Source organism: Sphaerimonospora cavernae (genome assembly GCF_042435035.1).
Lineage (GTDB): Bacteria > Actinomycetota > Actinomycetes > Streptosporangiales > Streptosporangiaceae > Sphaerimonospora > Sphaerimonospora cavernae.
The window spans coordinates 1-17,529 of sequence record NZ_JBHMQT010000051.1; the positions used below are offsets into that span (position 1 = coordinate 1).

Consider the following 17,529-nt stretch of genomic DNA (forward strand, 5'->3'; position numbering starts at 1 on the left):
ACCGGCTCCGATCCGGGCACTGCCCGCTCTCGGCGGCCCCCTTCTCCCAGCGGAAACCTCCGTGGGGTGAAGGGGGCCGCCGGGCGTTTCCCGCCGGTACGAAAAGGCCTCCGAAAAGGCCTCCGGAAAAGCCTGCGAAAAAGCCTGCCGCCGTTACCGGGCGGCAGGCGTGGACGCGGTCACGAGATCAGGGGAACGGATGGGGCACCCGCTTGACGTCCTCCTCAGGCAGCTCGTCGGGACGGCGGCCGGCGGCCCGCAGAGCGGTCCGGAGCCTGGGCATCAGCAGCGCACGCTGCCGGGTCCACCCGAAGTCGATCGGCAGCAACCCCGGCACGATGGTGGTGACCGTGCACAGACCTGTCCGGTACTGCTCGGGCGTGGTCTGATCGACGGCGATGACGTCGAAGCCCGCCCCCGTCAACTCGTCGCGGAGCGACCTCAGATCGTCCAGCAGATCTCCGGTACGTGGCCGGACGCGCTCCCAATCGCCGAACGTCTCGCTGAGCGACCGAATCCCCGCCGGCTGCAGGTATTCGCGGGCGTGCTCGGCCATCCGCGGCAGCCCATAGAGCTGGGCATGATCCTTCAGGTATCGAACCTTGCGGTAATCCTGTGCCATCTCCTCCAGCTCACTGTGTCGTTCGGCGACCTGGTAAGGCAGGTGCGGGATATAGGTGAGCACTTCGGAGAGGGCTGCGTCGACGGTGGTCTCGGGGTCGAATCCGGCGGCCGCGCTGAAGGAGAGGGTGCCATGACCGCCATCGCGGCGTACCGCCAGCGCGGTGACGACGGGGACGGCCAGGTCCATGCGGGTGTCGAAGGCATGGACGTCGTAACCGTGCAGCGCGGCTCTGTCGATCATGCTGTGGATGGCGGAGCTCTGGCAGGTGGTGAGGTCGATCTCGGTGAGACGCGCACGCCCGTACCAGGCCAGCAGGAAGGCGTCACGTTCGATGAGTTCGAGAAGCCCGTGGAGGATCGCCTCCTCCAGCCTGGAGCCGGTCGCGCACCCGTTGGAGCATTCGAAGACGAAGTTGTCGGCGTCGACCCCGGCGCCGTAGTGGGCGAGACGGGCCGCGACCAGAATCGGCCGGTCCTCGCGCAGGGAATGACCCCAGACCCAGGGAATCTCCCGGTCGGGGTCGAACGGGCTGAGGAGATGATCCTCCTCGTAAGTTTGGGGAGTGTAGAAACCGCAGTCGGCGGGGTTGAGGACGGGCCGGCCATCCGCGAGCAGGTCGCGGTAGGAGGCGATGACGGGTGCGGTGCCGCGTCTGCGATGGGTGCCCGCGTACCGTTCGAGTCCCTCCAGGTAGGCCAGGGTCCGGCTGGTGGCGTAATTGTTGGCCTGTCCGCTCCAGGTGACGTCGTTCAGCCCCGTGTAGCCGCGGACGAAATGAGCTCCGCTGACCGGGGCGGTGGTGGTGGAGGCGGGGTTGATCCAGGTGGTCGAGCCGAGCGCTCCGCACACCGGGTTGGCGAGCGCCGCGGTCGGGAGCGGATACTCCTGGAGAGAGCGCAGCCGGTAGCTGTCCGGGGCCGGTTTGGGAACGGAACCGAGAGACATTCGGGCGGATTCGGCCGTGTCGGGGAGTTCGCGCACGCAGACGGGGCACAGCGGTTCGGGCAACAGGGGGAAGGTGGCGGTCGCCAGGGTGGCGAGATCGACCCTGGTGACCTGGGGCAGCGCGCGATCGGCGGTGGAGGAGGAAGCGGGGGCGGGACGGTGGCCCGAGAACGTCGCGCAGTAGGCGGCCCACACGGCGTCCACGATGTAGTCGGTGAGGACCGGCCAAGCGGTCGCACCGTGCGGTTCGTATCCGAGCTCGAGCGCTTCGCGCTCGGAGCGGCTGCGCAGGCGTTGCCATCGCATGCCCAGGCACTGTCCGCAGGCGGTGTCCTCCGGCGTCCCACCCCACGGGCCGATGAGCACGGCCCGCGAGGTGAGGTGAACGGTGGCGGTGGGACGGAGCGCGGCGTACGGGTCGGCCTGTCCGAATCCGAGGGTGTCGGCGGCACCCAACGGCACCACCACCGGCTCGGGCAGGCCGGTTCCCCGATGGCGCACGGCCAGTTCCCGTTGCAGCTGAGCGTGGGCGGTGTCCAGCGGCGAGCCGGTCGCGGTCGTCATGGTCGTCGTGGTCGTCGTGGTCGTCATGGTCGTCATGGTCGTCATGACTTGTCGCTCCAACGGAAGGTCTTCAGCGCGATCGCGCCGAAGACGACGGCGAAGACCGCGAGGACGCCGCAGTCCACGAGGATGTCGGTGCCGCTCCCGCTCCCGGTGAGGGCGGCGGAGACCCCGTCGTTGAAGTAGTACAGCGGCAGCGCGTGGGCGAGACTCTGCATCCAGGCGGGCATGGCGTCCAGGGGGAAGAAAGAGCCGGAGAGGAACGCCATCGGGATCATCAGACAGTTGGCGACGGCGGCCACGGCCTCGGGTGTCCTGGCGAACGAGCCGACGATGACACCCACCATGAGGAACGCGGTGACGCCCAGTACCAGCACGGCCAGGGCGAGCGGCCAGGTGGAGGCCAGCGTCAGCCCGAAGAAGGGCAGCAGAGCGATGCCGACGAACAGCGCGCTCTGCACCACTCCGATGGCCAGGGCCAGCACGTAACGCGACCCCAGAACGGAGGTCAGCGGTGCCGGGGTCATCCGGATCAGCCGCAGCAGATCGTCACGGCGCCACTGCATCAGCACGAAACCCACGCCGAAGACGGCGGCGTTGGCCACGCCCCAGGAGAGCACCCCGGGAGCGATGTAGTCGATGTACGGCTTGCCGCTCTGCTGGACGGACTTGCCACTGAAGATCAGACCGAAGACGACGAGGAAGAGCAGAGGGAAGGCGAAGGTGAAGAAGAGCGTGGTCTTGTCGCGGACGTAGGCGTAATAACCGGCCCGGCTCAACGCGGTGTAGGCGCTCATGCGAGGTTTCCTTTGCTGCGGGGTCAGCGGGTGTTGGTCAGGTCGAGGTAGACGTCTTCGAGGCTGGCGGTGCGGGTGCGCACCCCGTGGAGTCCGGCGATCTGGTCGATGGCGGCCAGGACGGGACCGGAGTCCGAGGTCTCCAGAACGATGGCGTCGGCCTCCTCCGTCACCTTCAGGACGCCGGGGATGGCCCGGGCGGCCTCCGCCGTCAGCCGACCGGCGGGCACCAGCAGCTGGGTGGTGGCGGTGGCTTCGGCGACCAGGTGGGCGGGGCTGCCCAGGGCGCGGATCTGCCCGTTCATGACGATGGCGACCCGGTCGCAGAGCGCCTCGGCCTCGTCGAGGTGGTGTGTGGTGTAGACGATGGTGCGGCCCGCGCCCTTCAGATCGCGCAGCACCTGCCAGAGGGAACGGCGGGCCTGCGGGTCGAGGGCGGCGGTCGGCTCGTCCAGGAAGATCAGCTCTGGGTCGTGGACCAGAGCGGCGGCGATGGCCAGGCGCTGACGCTGCCCGCCCGAGAGGTTCTCGACCCGGATGTCCGCCTGTTCGGTCAGGCCGACCAGGGCCAGGGCCCGCTGTGCGGCCTCCCTGTCGGCCCGGTAGAGCGCGGCGACGGTCTCCAGGTGCTCGCGGGCGGTGAGCCGCACGAAGAAGGCCGACGCCTGGGTCTGCACCCCCAGCCGGGGAAGCAGGTCCACGTTGCGCGGCCCCGGGCGGAAGCCCAGGACCGACACCGTGCCGGAGTCCGCTTTCCGCTGCCCCTCGATGATCTCGATGAGGGTGGTCTTGCCCGCTCCGTTGGGGCCCAGCAGGCCGAAGAACTCCCCGCGGTGAATGGTGAGCGAGATCCCGTCCACCGCCTGGATCGACCCGTACCGCTTGCGTACGGAGTCGATGACGACGGCTTCTTCCGGATTGGTGGATGACATGGTTCTCCTTGGCTGTACGGCTCACGCCGCTGTCAGAAGACGGTGAACGATCGCCGAGAGGGCTGCGGCGAGAGCGCTCAGGACAAGCAGTGCGCTCCATCCGTAAACGGTGTAGGCGATCTTCGCTTGGCGAGGGTAGCGGGTCGCGGCCGCATCGCGTCGTGCTCTGAGTTTCAGGTAGGCGCCGGTGGAGGCGGCCAGTTCCGTGGCGCTCAGCAGCTGGCCGGCGATCTTGTAGCCGTCGAGGGGAGGGAGGGGGATCAGCATGGTCAGGGCATGCACGCTGCCGAGGAACAGCAGGCCCGACAGAGCCTCGCGGGTGGCGGCGTCGACGGGAGCGAACACCCATACGGCGAAGAAGGGCAGGAGGAAGAGCAGGTTCATCATCGCCCCGGCGGCGGCGATGGCGATGCGCTGGCGGCGGGTCCCCAGGTACATGTAGTCGTCGACCGTGCAATACATGATCACAAGAGGGAGCCGCCAGCGTAATCCGATTTCGGCGACGTGCCCGCCGTGGTGGCGGGCGGCCACGCCGTGGGCGAGTTCATGCAGGGCGGTGCTCAGCCACAGCAGGCAGGCCACTCCGGTGAGGAGCACCGGCTGGTGGAACAGTTCCCATGTGGCGTCGACGAGTTCCCCGGCGTGCAGGACGAGGGCGACCTCCATGATCGCGATCATGATGAGGAGCGGCGCCAGCCAGGCGGGAGCCAGCAGGAACCCGATGGCCCGGTGCAGCCGCGCGATCGTCGCGTCGGCGTCGGCGACCAGGCGGATGCTCCCGCGCAGCGGCGAACGTGCGGGCTGCGGACTCGCCCCGGCCGTCGATGACGCGGCCGTAGACGACGACGCCGTAGCCGACGCGGCCGGGGTTCCGGCCAGCAGCCCCCGGCTGCCCAGCAGCGCGAGGATCTGCTGCCAGGCGGTTTCCGCGAGGGGGTGTCCGCTGGCCAGGGCGTATTCGTCGGAGATCTCCGCCAGGCTGCGCTCGCCGTCCATCCGGGAGATCAGGAAGTGTTCCCTGACGCCGATCCGGAAGGACGCCCCGCTGCCGGTGTCCTTGATCAGATGCACGATCGTGGCGTCGCGCAGCAGTGCTTCGCTGACCAGCACTCCCTCGCGCAGGGCGGGACGATAGGCGGCGGGCATCGTGACCGCGGTGGTCATCCCAGCTCCCGCAGGCAGCGGCCCAGCACATGCGAAAGGTAGGCCTCGTCGCGAATGGTGACGTGCAGCCGGTTGTTGGTCATGTGCATGTAGGGGGAGAGCAGCCGCGGCAGGGCCAGGGACGGATCGGTGATCTGTTCGTCTCGCTCGCCGTCCCAGGATCGGAACACCAGCTCTCCGGCGAGTGCCAGGGTCTGCGCCCGGTCTCGCAGCTGCGAGCAGTGCACGGCCCAGTCGGCGAGAGACGTGGGCAGCCGGTCCGGCTCCCCGGCGGCGACGGCGGCTCGGATGTGGGTGAACCGGGCGGCCAGCTCCGGCGCCAGCTGGGCGTAGTTACGGTCGTATTCGGTGCTGCCGATGAAGCCGGTGCCGGGGAAGGCCCGATGCCAGAACTCGTAGTAGCTGTCGAGGTAGGAGATCAGCTCTTCCCTGTCGGGCAGGAACGTCGCGGCCATCACCATCATCAGCTGCGCGGAGGTGCCCAGCAGAACCGTGCGCAGGTGCAGGTTCTTCGTGCGGAAGGCGTCGATGACCAGGTCGCTCGAGTGCCGGAAGTGCCACTCGGCCAGGTCGATGCCCGCGACGCCGCCGTATTTGCCGTACTCGGGCTCGTACGGCTCGGCGCTGCGGGAGTTGTTGGCGCGCAGGTTCATCCGGCCCTGCTCGTCGAGATAGGGATCGCGTTCGCTGCCGGGAAACTCGATCTCGAACAGGCTGTTGTAGAAGTCGTTGAGGAAACCCGCGTCCACCTCGTACAACGCGGGACGCTCGGCCAGGAAGGCGTCGATGGCCCGCTCGGTGCGGCGGCGCACCTCGGGGCCGGCCTCGGGAGAGGAGGGCTTGACGCGCAGGCGGACATGCGGCCCCTCCAGCCAGTAGTTGATGAAGAAGTAGTTGGCGAGCAGCCCGTCCGCCTCCAGTTCCGCGACCAGCGGGCGGACGCAGTCGAGGAGCAGGGGGCGCGGGTTGGCCGCGTAGAAGATGTGGGTCGCCTGCCAGGGGGCTGTGGTCGCGACGGCCGTGGTCATGAGGCGTTCTCCTTCCGGGAGAGGGCGGTGGGAGGTGTTTCCACGGCCAGTTCGGCGACGTGGTGGCCGCGTTCGGAGCGCACGTGCAGTCCGTCCTCGTCGGGCAGCATCTCCCGGAAGACCACCCGGGCCTGGTCACTCTTGATCAGTGCCTCGAACGCCGCCAGCGACAGCGGGCTGTCGAAGTCCACGTACTGCGGTTTGGCTCCGGTCGCGCCGCGGGCGCCGCTGTCCGAAACGGTCGCGAAGACCTGACCGGGCAGGCGGTGCGTTCTGCGGAAGCGATGCCAGCCCAGGAACCAGTCCGCGTCGGAGCCGCCCGGCGTCTGGATCGGCAGTGCGGAGATCGGGGCGCTCCAGCTGCGCCGGCTCAGCACGATGCTGCCGTGACGCACTCGCGGCCTGGAGGTCACTCCCTCTGTCGGCTCCCCCTCGGGGATGCCGCCCCAGATGTTGAGCGGGGCCATCGAGGTCGGGGAGAGCAGCAGCAGCGCGCGGGGCAGTTCTGGCAGGGCCAGCGGCACCAGATAGCCGAGATAGACGGGGATGACCTCGCGGCCGAGCCGGGTCGAGCAGAGCACCAGCCGGTCCTCCTGCTCGTCGTGCTCGATGAACAGGTCGTCGAGACGAAGCTGGAACTCCGGTGCCAGGGTGCCCGTTTCGCCCGGTCCGACGATCTCGTATTCGGTCAGCCGGCCGTGCAGGTTCAGATTGGTGGTCACCGGCCCGCCGGTGACCTCCGCGAAGACGGCGTCCTTCGGGCAGATCTCGGTCGACTGCTCGAGCAGCCGGTCGTCGAGACCGTCGAAACAGTGGGTGAAGCGGCTGAAGGGGAAGGACAGCCCGCCGTACGACCGGTTGAGGACGATCAGCGGATCCCCGGCACGGTCCGCGACCTGCAGATGATGGCTCATCGGCGCGAAGCGCGGTGTGACGGGGTCGAGTTCGCCGGCGACGTCGGAGATGAAGTCGTCGTCCAGGGCGATCTCCTCCCGTCCGCCCGTCGCGTCCCACAGCGCCCGCATCCGTTCCACGAAGGCCAGGCGCGCGGTGTCGAGAGCCTTCAACTCGGGCAGCCCCAGCCAGTTCTCCTCCGGCACGTATCGCCCCTCGGCGTCGAAGGCGGTACGCCCGGCGGTGAACGACATGTACTGGTCGAAGAAGTCCTCGTGGAAGTCGTGGACCAGTTTGAGCAGGTCGCCGCAGTGTCCGCCGCGCCCGTAACGGGCGAGGAAGAACCCTTTGAACAAGATCCTCTGTGGCAGTGTGAGGTCGAAAGCGGGCAGGAGCCGCTCCACGGCGCGCAGCGGTTCCGCCGCCAGCTCGGCCCAGGCACGGGCGCTCAGCGAAACGGTTCCTCGTGCGGCCGCATCCTCGTACAGCACCGTCTGCGGGACCTTGCCCTGTTCTGCGCCCAGTTCTTCCTGGATGGTCCGCAGCTCGGTTCGCAGTTCCTCCAGGAGTCCGCGCCGCTCGGCCGGGTCCGCGCTCACGAACCGGTCGACGCAGGAGGCGAGTGCGTCCAACCGCGTGGCGAGGGCGTCGGCCCAGGGCCGGTCGATGTCTCTCAGCGCCGCCTGGAAGGCACGCAGCGGATCTTCGTGGTGCACCTCGGTTCGCAGGCACGGAACCTGCACCATGCCGAGGTCCAGCAAGGTCTGCAGGTACTGCTCGCACTCCTCCGCGTCGGCGTTCTGGTCGTCGACGAGCCAGGTGGTCAGCTCCCCGTAGCGGAGAGTCCCGCGCTGCTCGAAGAGGCCGAGCAGCCGTTCCAGGGTGCCGCTGCGCCGGAGGAAGAACAGGCGATCCTTGATCGCGTCGAAGGTGACGGCGGTGTCCTCGTCTCCCGCGGTCACCCAGCGTCGTACATACCGAACCTGGTCGGCGTCCCGTCCCCAGCCGGAGGCGAGGGCGACGGGGAGATCGGCGCGGCGGGCGGGATCGGCGATCACCGCTTCGGCGAGCCGCCCGAGGGCGACGACATTGATGCGCGCGTATCCGTCCCACTCTTCGGCGAGTTCCGTCCGCAGGCCCGGCCGCTCCGGCCGCTCAGGGTCCTCGGTGAACTCTCCCAGCGCGACACCGGTGAAGGTGGAGAACGGGCTGGTCTTGCATGCCGTCCGGTACAGGTAGGACAGCAGCGAACGCTCTATCTTGCGCCGTTTCTTGTCCGGTCGCGCTTCCGGGTCGGCAGCGGTCAGGCGCGCGTACGCGTCCACCTGCGCGTCCAAGGACGGCGAGGCCAGCGGCAGCCCGCCGCGCAGTCGCTTCTCGCCCGCCAGACGGCACAGAGCCAGCCGGCTGCGGCCGGTCTCCGCGGCGAGCAGTCCGGCGCCCTCGGCCTGGCGGTCGGCCAGCAGCCGGCGGGCGGTCAGCCAGTCGGCGAGAGCGCGGCCCGCCGCCGGATCGAGATCGGACACCAGGGCGAGGACGGTTTCGGCGTCCTTGGGAAGGCGGTTGTTGAACACCTCCCGGCGCAGCTTGAGCAGGGTGCGCCGGCAGCTCTCATCGTCGTTCTCGCCGATGAGGGCGTGTAACAGGTCGGCGACGGTTTCGCCCGTGACGCGCGAGGTATCCGCCAGGTCGAGGACGTCGTCGGCCCATCGGCGGCTGTCGGGGCAGCGCAACTCGCGCACGGTCTCGACGGGGAGTCCGGCTGCCCGAAGCATGAACGGCATGGCGACCTTCTCCTTCGCTGTGCTCATCGGCTCAGGCGATCTCGTACCGGAAGTCGGCAGGAGCGGGTCGCTCGTTGCCGATCATCATGATCAGCAGGGGGGCCTCCCCCGTTTCCTCGAGGCCGAGCTCCTCGATGTAGGAGATGTTGTCGAAGCCCAGCGCCACGCCACAGCCGATCTCCAGCGCGGAAGCGGCGGTGTAGACGGCTTGGGAGACGGCTCCGATGGTCGCGTTGACCAGCCGGTAGCCGCGGTCTCCGACGGCGTCCAGGACGGCGCCGGTGCGCACGGTGGGCACCAGGACCGCCCCGGCCTGCTCCAGGTTGTAGTTGGACAGGAAGTAGTTCTTCTGCAGGAAGGCTCCGGGGCCGCCCTCCTTGACCAACCGCAGGCCGCGTGTCTCGGGGTCGTATTCGTAACTGCCGGGGGCCACTCCCTCCACGTGGTTGACGAAGGCGTACAGCTTCGCCAGCCGCACGTCGCCGGTGTCACCGCCGAGACGTGCCCCGGCGACGGCCGCCGCGAGGGTGGCGGCCAGCTGGTCGGCCCGCAGCGGGCGCTGCGCTTCGAAACGGCCGAAGCTGCTGCGGCGGCGGCGCAGCGCCCGCCGCACATCGGTGCTCAGCGGCCGGGCGGCGGGGAGGGCGACCTCGGTCCGGTCGTGGCGGGCGGGTGGCGCGGCGGCCGGGACGAGTGCGTTCACATCGGGACGGGCCGTCGCGTTCTGGGCGGTGGCCGCCTGCATCTTCCGCACGGCGTCGAAGGTCAGAACGGTGCGGGAGCGCTCGACGTCCGCACGCCGGACGCGGGCGGTGGCCGGGACGGAGGGAGCGGGCGGCGTGCCCGTCCAGCGCAGCGGGACGACCGCGAAGACGCCCTCCTCCTCGGTACGCACGCCCAGCAGCCGGGCGAGGCGCTCTTCGTCGAACCAGAGGGCGGGTTCGACGGTCAGACCACGGGCCTGTGCCCACATCCGCCAGCTCTGCAGGGCGGTGCCCACGTCCATGCTCACCGCGTGGAAGGAGAAGCTGTTGTACTTGAAGGCGTTCTGCCAGTACTTGACGCCGAGCACCAGATACTGGTCGGTGGCCGGACCGGGCGCGCCCTCGCCCAGCGCCGCGCGGACCTCACCGGTGACGTCGCCGGTCAGCAGGCGCTGCATGGTGTGACGGCGGGTGGCGTAGTAGTGGACTCCCGGCGGTACGGGTCCTGCCGGCCCGGACACCCAGTAGATCTGCACGGGATAGAGGCCGCCGCCGGATGCGGTGCCCCGCGACCAGTTGGCGAGTGGATAGAAGGGAAGGGCTCTCAGGTCGGTGTTGGCCTGGACGCCCAGCCGGCGGCCGGTCAGCCCGTAGGAGTCGCGAAGCATGCCCGCCAGAGCGGTGAGATCGAACGGCCGATCCTCGTCCGGGGCGCCGTACAGCCCCTTCTCCAGGGTGGCGTCGGCGGGGTAGGGGCAGTCGGGCAGCGGCATGCTGTCCACGCCGGGATAGAACTTGGTCTTGCGCGGCCCATCTGCCCAGTTCGGCACGTAATCAACGGGCTCCATGTAGACCCGGCCGCGCTGCATGATCGCAGCGGCGTAGTCATGGGCGTATCCCATGGTGAGCTCCTCAGGTCAGGGGAAGGGGTGGGGTGCGGGGTTGAAGTCCGCGGGGACCAGATCGCGGTCGCGCAGCCCGGCCTCGCGTAGCGCGGTGCGCAGCCGCGGCATCCCCAGCGCGCGCTGCCGCGTCCAGCCGAAGTCGATCGGCAGCAACCCCGGCACGATGACGCTGACCGTGGTCAGTCCCAGGTCGCGTTGCTCGGGCATGGTCTGGTCGACGACGATCACGTCGAAGCCGGCGGCCGTCACCGTGTCGACACAGCGCATCAGGTCGTCGCGCAGGTCGTCGGAGACGGGCAGGACGGAGCCGTCGCCGTACAGGTCGGCGAAGGACCGCGGGGACGGCCGGGATACGCCCGGTTCGCCGATCAGGAAATGGGCGTGGTCCCCCATCTCCGGAATGCCGTACGCCAACGGGTGATCGTGCAGGGCCGCGACCTTGTCGAAGTCGTGGGCCATGGCGCGCAGCCGCTGTTCGTCGCGTTCCGTACGCTCCTGGAGGTTGACGGCGTCGGTAGCGATCTCGCAGAGGGCTCCGGCCAGCGCGGCTTCGGGATCGAGACCGGCGCCCGCGCCGAAGCACATCCGGCCCAGGCCGCCGTCGGGCCGCACCGCGACGCCGGTGACGACGGGGATGGGGAAGGAGATCCGGGTGTCGAAGAACCGGGCCTCGTAGCCGTACATCTCCAACCGGTCGACCATCTCGCGGGTCGACCGGCGGGTGCTGGTGCGCGGGTCGATCTCGGGCAGCGCGGCCCGCCCGTACCAGGAGATCAGGAAGGCGTCCCGTTCGACGACCTCCATGAGCCCGAAGTAGATGGCCTCCTCCAGGCTTCCGCCGGAGGCGCAGCCGTTGGAGGACTCCTGGACGAAACGGTTCTCCAGCCCCGGAGCGTGGTAGTAGGTCAGCACCTCGGGGACCAGGACGGGCGCTTGATCACGCAGGGAGTAGCCCCACACCCAGGGAATCTCACGATCCGGGGAGAACGGCGTGACCCGCGGGTTGGCTCGGTGGAACTCCGGTGAGTACAGCCCGGACCCGCGAGGATCGAGGGCGCGAACCCCCTGCCCGAGCAGGCCGTTCAAGGAATCCCGCACCTCGGCCTGCTTGGCACGTGAGCGCATGCCCGCGTACCGCTCCAGGCCCTCCAGGACGCCGATTCGGACACTCTGCGCGAAGGTGTCGGCGTGGCCGCCCCAGAACGTCTCGCGCAGATATTCGCCCGAGCGCATCGAGAAGCAGCCCACGGTGGCCGAGGTGGACAGCGAGGTGATGTCCTGGACGACGGCCTGTCCCAGTGAGCCGCACACCGGGTTGGCGTAGGCCTCGACGGGCAGGTCGTAGGTGCCGATATCGCGGACCCGGAAGCCGCCGGGCCGGTGTTTGGGAGCGGGCCGCAGATCGAGGACGGCGGCCTCGGCGCTGTCCTGCGCCGGGCTGCCGCAGCGCGGGCACTCGGGGTCGGGGACCAGCGGATAGCGGCGGATGGTCAGCGACCGCAGATCCACCAGGTGCACGGCGGGGAAGGCTCCGGTCGCGGGCCCGACGCCGCCGAGCCGAGCGGCGATCAACGAGGAGAGGGCCGCTGCGCCGAACGGGGTGACGTGCGGTGACTCCCCCGCTGCCCGGGTACCGGAACCGAGCTCGAGCGCATCGCGCAGCGCGACGGATCGCACGGCCTGCCAGCGCCGTTCCAGGCATCGGGCGCAGGGGCGTCCGCCCTGGGTTTCGCCGGGGAAGGGGCCGACGATCGCGTGCCTGCCGTAGAACCGTACGGGCACGGCGTCGTCATGTCCGCCGTCCTGCCTGCCGTCCTGTCCTCCTCTGGGTGCCACGCCGGCGAACGCGTCGCGGATGCCCAGAGAGTCGATGTCGAGTGCGACGCCGGCGCCGTGGGCGTCGAGCTCACGCCGGAGCAGGATGGCGGTGCTGTCAGCGGCGGACATCGGCACCGTCCACGGTGAGCAGGACCCGGGCCGTGCTGATCCCGCCCGCGGGAAGGTCTGCCGGGGTCGTCGCGACGTACAGTGCGTCCCGCCCGGCCTCGCGCAGCCGGTCGAGAATGGCATCGAAGGTGGTGGTCTCCGCCCCGGCAGCCGGTTCGGGACCGGTGATCGCGATCGTCCCGGCGGCGAGGTCCGTCACCAGCGGGTCGCCCATGTCGACGGCACCGCACTCGGCGGCGAGCTGCACCTGCCCCAGCAGATCGCGCAGCGCGGAGCAGGCCGCCTCACTCTGAGACAGTCCGGCGCCGAGGGCCCAGCGTCCGGTGCCGTCGGCCGTCGTCTCGCGGGCCAGGACGACGTGGGCCGAGGAGCGCCGCTGTTCGCCGAGATCCACCAGTTCGGTCTCGATGTCGAGGTTGCCCGCCGACTTGACCAGGAAGACCAGCTCCGGATCGTCATCGCCGACGGCCAGGGGGCGCACCTCGGTACGGCCGCTCAGCGCCCGCATGAGCGCGTCGTGCGCGAGGGCGGACAGCAGGCCTCTTCCCGCCGCCTCCTGCGGACCGGCGCCGGCCCCGGACCCGGCGCTCGTCGCCTGGTGCAGCCGATCGCGGTTGTACGTCCCGAACGGGCGCACCGCGGCCGCCGGCACTCGGAGCGGCTCCTTGGTGATCAGCGAGGTCGCGGTGACCCAGGCGGTGACGGTCTTCTCGACGCCGCCGGTGGTCAGCGCGGCGGGGCCGAGCACCGCCTCGCCGGGCCCGGCCGCGCCGGACTCGGCCCGCAGCGGGACCACGTGTTCCACGTAGGTCTCGGCCGCGGCGTACAGCGCCCGCATCCGCGCCCCCGCCAGATGATGCACGTCGAAGGCGGCGATCTTCCTGCGCACACCCGGGCGGAGCGCCACCTCGACCTGGCTGATCTTCAACGGGATCTGGGTGATCTCCTCGTCCTCGTAGCTCCTGAAGATCCCGGTATACGGGCGGACCAGTGCGGCGCTGACCTGGTTGAGGTTCTCCACCAGGGCCTCCGCGTCACGGGCGGTTTCCACGGTCGGAGTGACCGGCAGCGCGAGGGAGACGGGCACCGGCTGCCCCTGTCCGTTCGCCGTGGACAGGGCGGCGCAGCGGCGGCAGCGCGGGTGCGGCTGGATCGGTTCGGCGACGACGTCCAACGACTGCAGGTTCTGGATGAGCACCTGGCCGTCGGTCTCGGCGGGGAGCGCCCCCGTCGCGATGCGGAAGATCTCGTAACCGATCAGGTTGCCGGACATGGCCGCGACCGGCCCGGACAGCGGGCCTTCATCCAGAAGTGAGGAGGCGCCGGCCGTACCCGCCGCGACCTCGCTCCACAGTTCGGCCGCCGCCGTGGCCTCGACGTTGCCGCCGAGCCGCAGCACCGTACAGGACCAGCAGCAGGGGGCCTCGGCAGTGGTGAGGGGACCCGTGACGGAGTACTCGCCGAAGGTCCAGACGGGGATGAGAGTCTTCCCGTCGGGCACCCCCGCGGAGAGGAGCCGGTGGGTCCGGGCCTCCGCCCCGGCGCCGGCGACGACCACGATGTCGTATTCGGCCAGCGTCTCCCAGTCCACTCCGGCCTCGACCCGGTTGATCTGTACTGTGTCGATCTGTACGGGGCAGCCCTCCCGCTCCTGGGCGGCGGCCTCGGCGGCGATCTCCGGGAAGTCGCCGGACACGCCGATCCGGCCGCAGCCGTTGCGGATCAGGCTCAGCGCGCACCAGCGGGCGACCTGGTCGCCTCCCAGCACGGCGACCGCGGTCTCCCGGAAACGCCGGAAGCGCTCGGGCGCGTCGTCGGCGTAGTGATCGATGTAAGCGATCTGCGCGACGAACCGGCGGGCGACCTCGTCGTCCAGCGAGGGTCCTTCGGCGGAGGGTTCGGGCGCGTGGCGGGCGAACCCCCGGTCGTACAGGCTGCCGACCAACTCGGCGGCCATCGCCTGCTGGGCCGGGCCGAACCCGGCGCAGATCTCGGCCAGCGAGTGCTCTCCGGTCAGGTGGGGGACCATGAGCGCGGCGAAGCGGTAGGCCGCCCGGCCCGTCAGGTGGAAGCCGCCGTCGGCGTTGTGGAAGAGCACGCCTCCGGGGGTCTCGGTGAACAGGACATCCCGGCGGATCCGTGGCCGGGTGCCGCGGAGTTCATCGAATGTCGTAACCGTGTCAGTCATGTGCGTCACACCTTCTGTGTCGATCGAGTTCTTTTGGCGATCTTTCGCGCGTACATGTGCATGAGGCGGTGCATTCGGTACGGGCCGGGCGGCCCGTCCTCCAGAAATCCGGCGTCGGCCAGTAGTTCCAGGACTTCGTCCACCTCGACCGCCCCCAACTCCAGTTCGGCGGCGACGTCCTGGGCGTGGAGGAGGCCGACGGAGATCGAGCCGAGTCCCGAGAAGGCGTCGGCGAGGCGTGGATCGAGCCGGTCCAGCGCACCGCCGAACACCCGCTCGACCGAGATCGCGGGTGAGTCCGTCAGCGAGAGCCGGGCGAGCGGATCGTCGGTCAGCCAGCGCACTGCCTCGGCGAGCCGCAGGGCGGGCCGGGTGAGCAGCCGGGCCGCGATGATGCGCAGCGCGAGCGGAAAATGGCCGCATAGTTCGGCCAGTTCACGTGCGGCCTCGGGTTCGCGCTCCACTCGCTGCGCGCCCAGCAGGGCACGCAGCAGCTGGTGGGACTCCTCTTCATCGAAGGTCGAGAGCCGGTGCACCCATCCGCCATGTGTGGCGATCAGGCTCGCGAGCCCCATCCGGCTGGTGACGATGACGGCGCCTTCCGGCCCGACGGGGAGCAACGGGCGTACCTGCTCGGCGTCGGCCACGTCGTCGAGGATGAGCAGCAAACGGCCGCTCGTCCGCCGGTCCCGCAATGCCGTCACCACGTCGGCGGCCGTTTCCGCGGCCGTGCGGGGGATTCCCTCCGCACGGCCCATCGGGACCAGCACCTGGCCGGCCGGGAAACTGTCGCGGACCAGGTGGGCGACGTGGTGAGCGAGCGCCGACTTGCCGATGCCCGGCGCCCCGGACACCACCAGGATCACTGCTTGGTCGCATGGTGTTCTCAGTCGCTCCACCATGGCGTCGATCTCGATCGACCGGCCCGTGAAGGAAGGCACGAGCGGAACCGGCAACATCGGGGAGGCGTGGTGCGGCGTGGCGGCTCGCACGGTTTCGCGATGTTCGACGTTCGGGTGTCCGGCGCCTGGGTGTCCGACGCCCGGATGTCCGACGCCCCGATGTCCGGCGCCCCGATGTCCGACGTCCGGTGGTCCGAGACGTTCTCCCCGCAGGATGGCGCGCTCCAGGTGCTGTAGCGACGGCGACGGGTCCACCCCGAGTTCGTCGAGCAGATACGTCTTGACCCGCCGGTACTCCGCCAGCGCCTCGCTCTGCCGACCGGTCCGGTACAGCGCCTCGATCAGCTGCTCGTGGAACCGCTCATGGCCGGGATGCGTGCGGGTCACGCTCCACAGCTCGACCAGCACGTCTCCGCACCGTCCCAGCATCAGCTCCAGATCGCAGACGCGCTCGACCGTCCGCAGCCGCTCCTCCGTCAGCCGGGGCACCTCGTCCCGGCGCAGGATGTCGGAGGGGACGTTCGCCAGCAGCGGGCCCTGCCACAGGGACAGCGCGTCCTTGAGCATGTACAGCTCGATCTCCGGCTCCGCGGCCGCGGCGGCGCGGCGCACCTGCTCGCGGAAGCCGATCAGATCGAGGGATCGGGTCCCCGCGGTGATCCGGTAGCCGCCGGGCACCGCCTCAATGGGTGTCTGGGTCACTCCATGCCGGGCGAACAACTGTCGCAGTCGCATCACGCAGGTCTGCAGCGCGGCCTTGGCGGTGGCCGGCTGTTCTTCCCCCCAGATGGCCTCCTGCAGGTAGTCGGCGGAGACCACGCCGTTGGCGTGCAGCAGAAGCGTGGCCAGCAGGATGGTCGGTTTGGACGGTGGGAGCACGACGGAGTCCGATCCGGCCACGATGCTCAGCGGTCCGAGGAGCTGAAACCGCGTCATCTTCTCTCCCTCACACAGGGACAGGGACAGTGACGGAGACGGGGAACGTTCGTCTTTTCCTCTTCGCGCGGGCGCAGGAGGGCTGGGCGCAAGGGGACGGGGAATTGGCTGGAGCTCGTATTGGGGACGGGAAACGTTGGGGTAGTCATGGCATCTGTCCAGATGATTCGTTCGGAGAGGCCGGAACTCTCTGTCGTCCACCAGGCGCTAGAGGGATCCGATGATCCGATCCATGGCTTGCGATATCAGGTCGGCCGCACAGTGAGCGATCGTCCAGCCGGTCAGAGATTCGCTGGTGTCTATCGCCTGCTCGAGTAGTTCGCGGGCGCTCGCCTCTGCCTGGAAGAGGTTTTCCGAGTGGATGTAGAGCACCAGGGAGATACCCGTGCCGTCGCCACGCGAGTAAACATGCCTCAGCGGGGTGTCTTTTCCGGAGCGGCCGTCCCCGATGGGAAGGATCTCGCTCATCCGGCCGGGGTCAGGTGCGGTGTGCACTGGTCCAGGTGGGAGAAGCCGAGCCGTGATTACGTACATGATGCTCGCCTGGGTGGCAAGTTCTACACCTTCCTAACGAGAGTGTCAGTCCCAGGAGGTGCTGTCCCAGTGGCCCGAGGAGGCATGGACGACTTTCACAACAGACGGCGGAGCCGAGGCGTACGCGGCGGCGGAGCCGACTCCGATCACGGCGAGAGTGGCGAGGAGAGAAATCGCGGAAAGGTTTCGAACGAAGCGGTAGATGCTCATTGTCTTCTCCTTAGGCTGCTTCAGAAGTTCCTCTGTTTTCGCCTTGCCCGTTTGCCGCTGTCGTGAGGCGATGAGACGAGGATTGCAGCCTGGCTGCGGGCCGAGAAGAGCTAGGGCATGGCACCAAGCGGTTGTGACCTAAGCAGGCCAGGAATCCTGTCGACTCGAGTTTGTCCAGCCGAGAGGTGCCCGCCGGCGTCTCCGGGATCGGCCCTACCGGCGACCTGGCGGGGGCCTGCCGGAAGAGTTCCGCAGGTGAGCCCGAAAGCGCAGTGACACGACTTGCCGAAAACCACTACGCGGAGCCGCGGGTTCGTTGTTTTCTGTAGTCGCGTACCTGCGGTTCACCCAGCAGAGCACACGCCTTTTCGTACCGGCGGGAAACGCCCGGCGGCCCCCTTCACCCCGCGGAGGTTTCCGCTGGGAGAAGGGGGCCGCCGAGAGCGGGCAGTGCCCGGATCGGAGCCGGT

The 17,529-nt window shown here is 69.5% G+C and carries 12 protein-coding genes; all 12 read right to left on the minus strand.

What is annotated here, in order from left to right:
* Positions 1–187: 187 nt before the first annotated feature.
* Entirely contained in the window at positions 188–2,179 is a 1,992-nt protein-coding gene (locus tag ACFHYQ_RS22980; RefSeq protein ID WP_394303200.1) for a TOMM precursor leader peptide-binding protein, read from the minus strand.
* Positions 2,176–2,931, minus strand: a complete 756-nt coding sequence (locus tag ACFHYQ_RS22985) for an ABC transporter permease (RefSeq protein WP_394303201.1) — start codon at positions 2,929–2,931, stop codon at positions 2,176–2,178. Before ACFHYQ_RS22985 ends, ACFHYQ_RS22980 begins: the two co-directional genes overlap by 4 nt.
* Before the next feature lie 23 nt (positions 2,932–2,954).
* Entirely contained in the window at positions 2,955–3,863 is a 909-nt protein-coding gene (locus ACFHYQ_RS22990; protein WP_394303202.1) for an ABC transporter ATP-binding protein, read from the minus strand.
* Positions 3,864–3,884: 21 nt separating this feature from the next.
* Complete coding sequence (locus tag ACFHYQ_RS22995; protein WP_394303203.1) at positions 3,885–5,027, minus strand: site-2 protease family protein; 1,143 nt, start codon at positions 5,025–5,027, stop codon at positions 3,885–3,887.
* Positions 5,024–6,055 carry a lantibiotic dehydratase C-terminal domain-containing protein gene (locus ACFHYQ_RS23000; protein ID WP_394303204.1) on the minus strand — a complete coding sequence of 344 codons (1,032 nt, stop codon included), beginning with the start codon at positions 6,053–6,055 and terminating at the stop codon, positions 5,024–5,026. Before ACFHYQ_RS23000 ends, ACFHYQ_RS22995 begins: the two co-directional genes overlap by 4 nt.
* Complete coding sequence (locus ACFHYQ_RS23005; protein WP_394303205.1) at positions 6,052–8,760, minus strand: lantibiotic dehydratase; 2,709 nt, start codon at positions 8,758–8,760, stop codon at positions 6,052–6,054. Before ACFHYQ_RS23005 ends, ACFHYQ_RS23000 begins: the two co-directional genes overlap by 4 nt.
* A 4-nt stretch (positions 8,761–8,764) precedes the next feature.
* The gene (locus ACFHYQ_RS23010; protein ID WP_394303206.1) at positions 8,765–10,339 is read right to left on the minus strand and encodes a nitroreductase family protein; all 1,575 of its coding nucleotides are present in this window, start codon (positions 10,337–10,339) and stop codon (positions 8,765–8,767) included.
* Between the two features lie 15 nt (positions 10,340–10,354).
* Entirely contained in the window at positions 10,355–12,289 is a 1,935-nt protein-coding gene (locus tag ACFHYQ_RS23015) for a TOMM precursor leader peptide-binding protein (protein WP_394303207.1), read from the minus strand.
* Positions 12,276–14,477: a TOMM precursor leader peptide-binding protein gene (locus ACFHYQ_RS23020; protein WP_394303208.1), complete on the minus strand. Its 2,202-nt coding sequence runs from the start codon at positions 14,475–14,477 to the stop codon at positions 12,276–12,278. The genes ACFHYQ_RS23015 and ACFHYQ_RS23020 overlap by 14 nt, the downstream gene beginning before the upstream one ends.
* Before the next feature lie 5 nt (positions 14,478–14,482).
* The gene (locus tag ACFHYQ_RS23025) at positions 14,483–16,315 is read right to left on the minus strand and encodes an AfsR/SARP family transcriptional regulator (RefSeq protein ID WP_394303209.1); all 1,833 of its coding nucleotides are present in this window, start codon (positions 16,313–16,315) and stop codon (positions 14,483–14,485) included.
* A gap of 207 nt (positions 16,316–16,522) precedes the next feature.
* Positions 16,523–16,783, minus strand: coding sequence for a hypothetical protein (locus ACFHYQ_RS23030; RefSeq protein ID WP_394303210.1), 261 nt, complete (start codon positions 16,781–16,783; stop codon positions 16,523–16,525).
* A 111-nt stretch (positions 16,784–16,894) separates the two neighbouring features.
* On the minus strand, positions 16,895–17,059 hold the full coding sequence (locus ACFHYQ_RS23035) for a hypothetical protein (protein WP_394303211.1): 165 nt from the start codon (positions 17,057–17,059) through the stop codon (positions 16,895–16,897).
* Between the last annotated feature and the right edge of the window lie 470 nt (positions 17,060–17,529).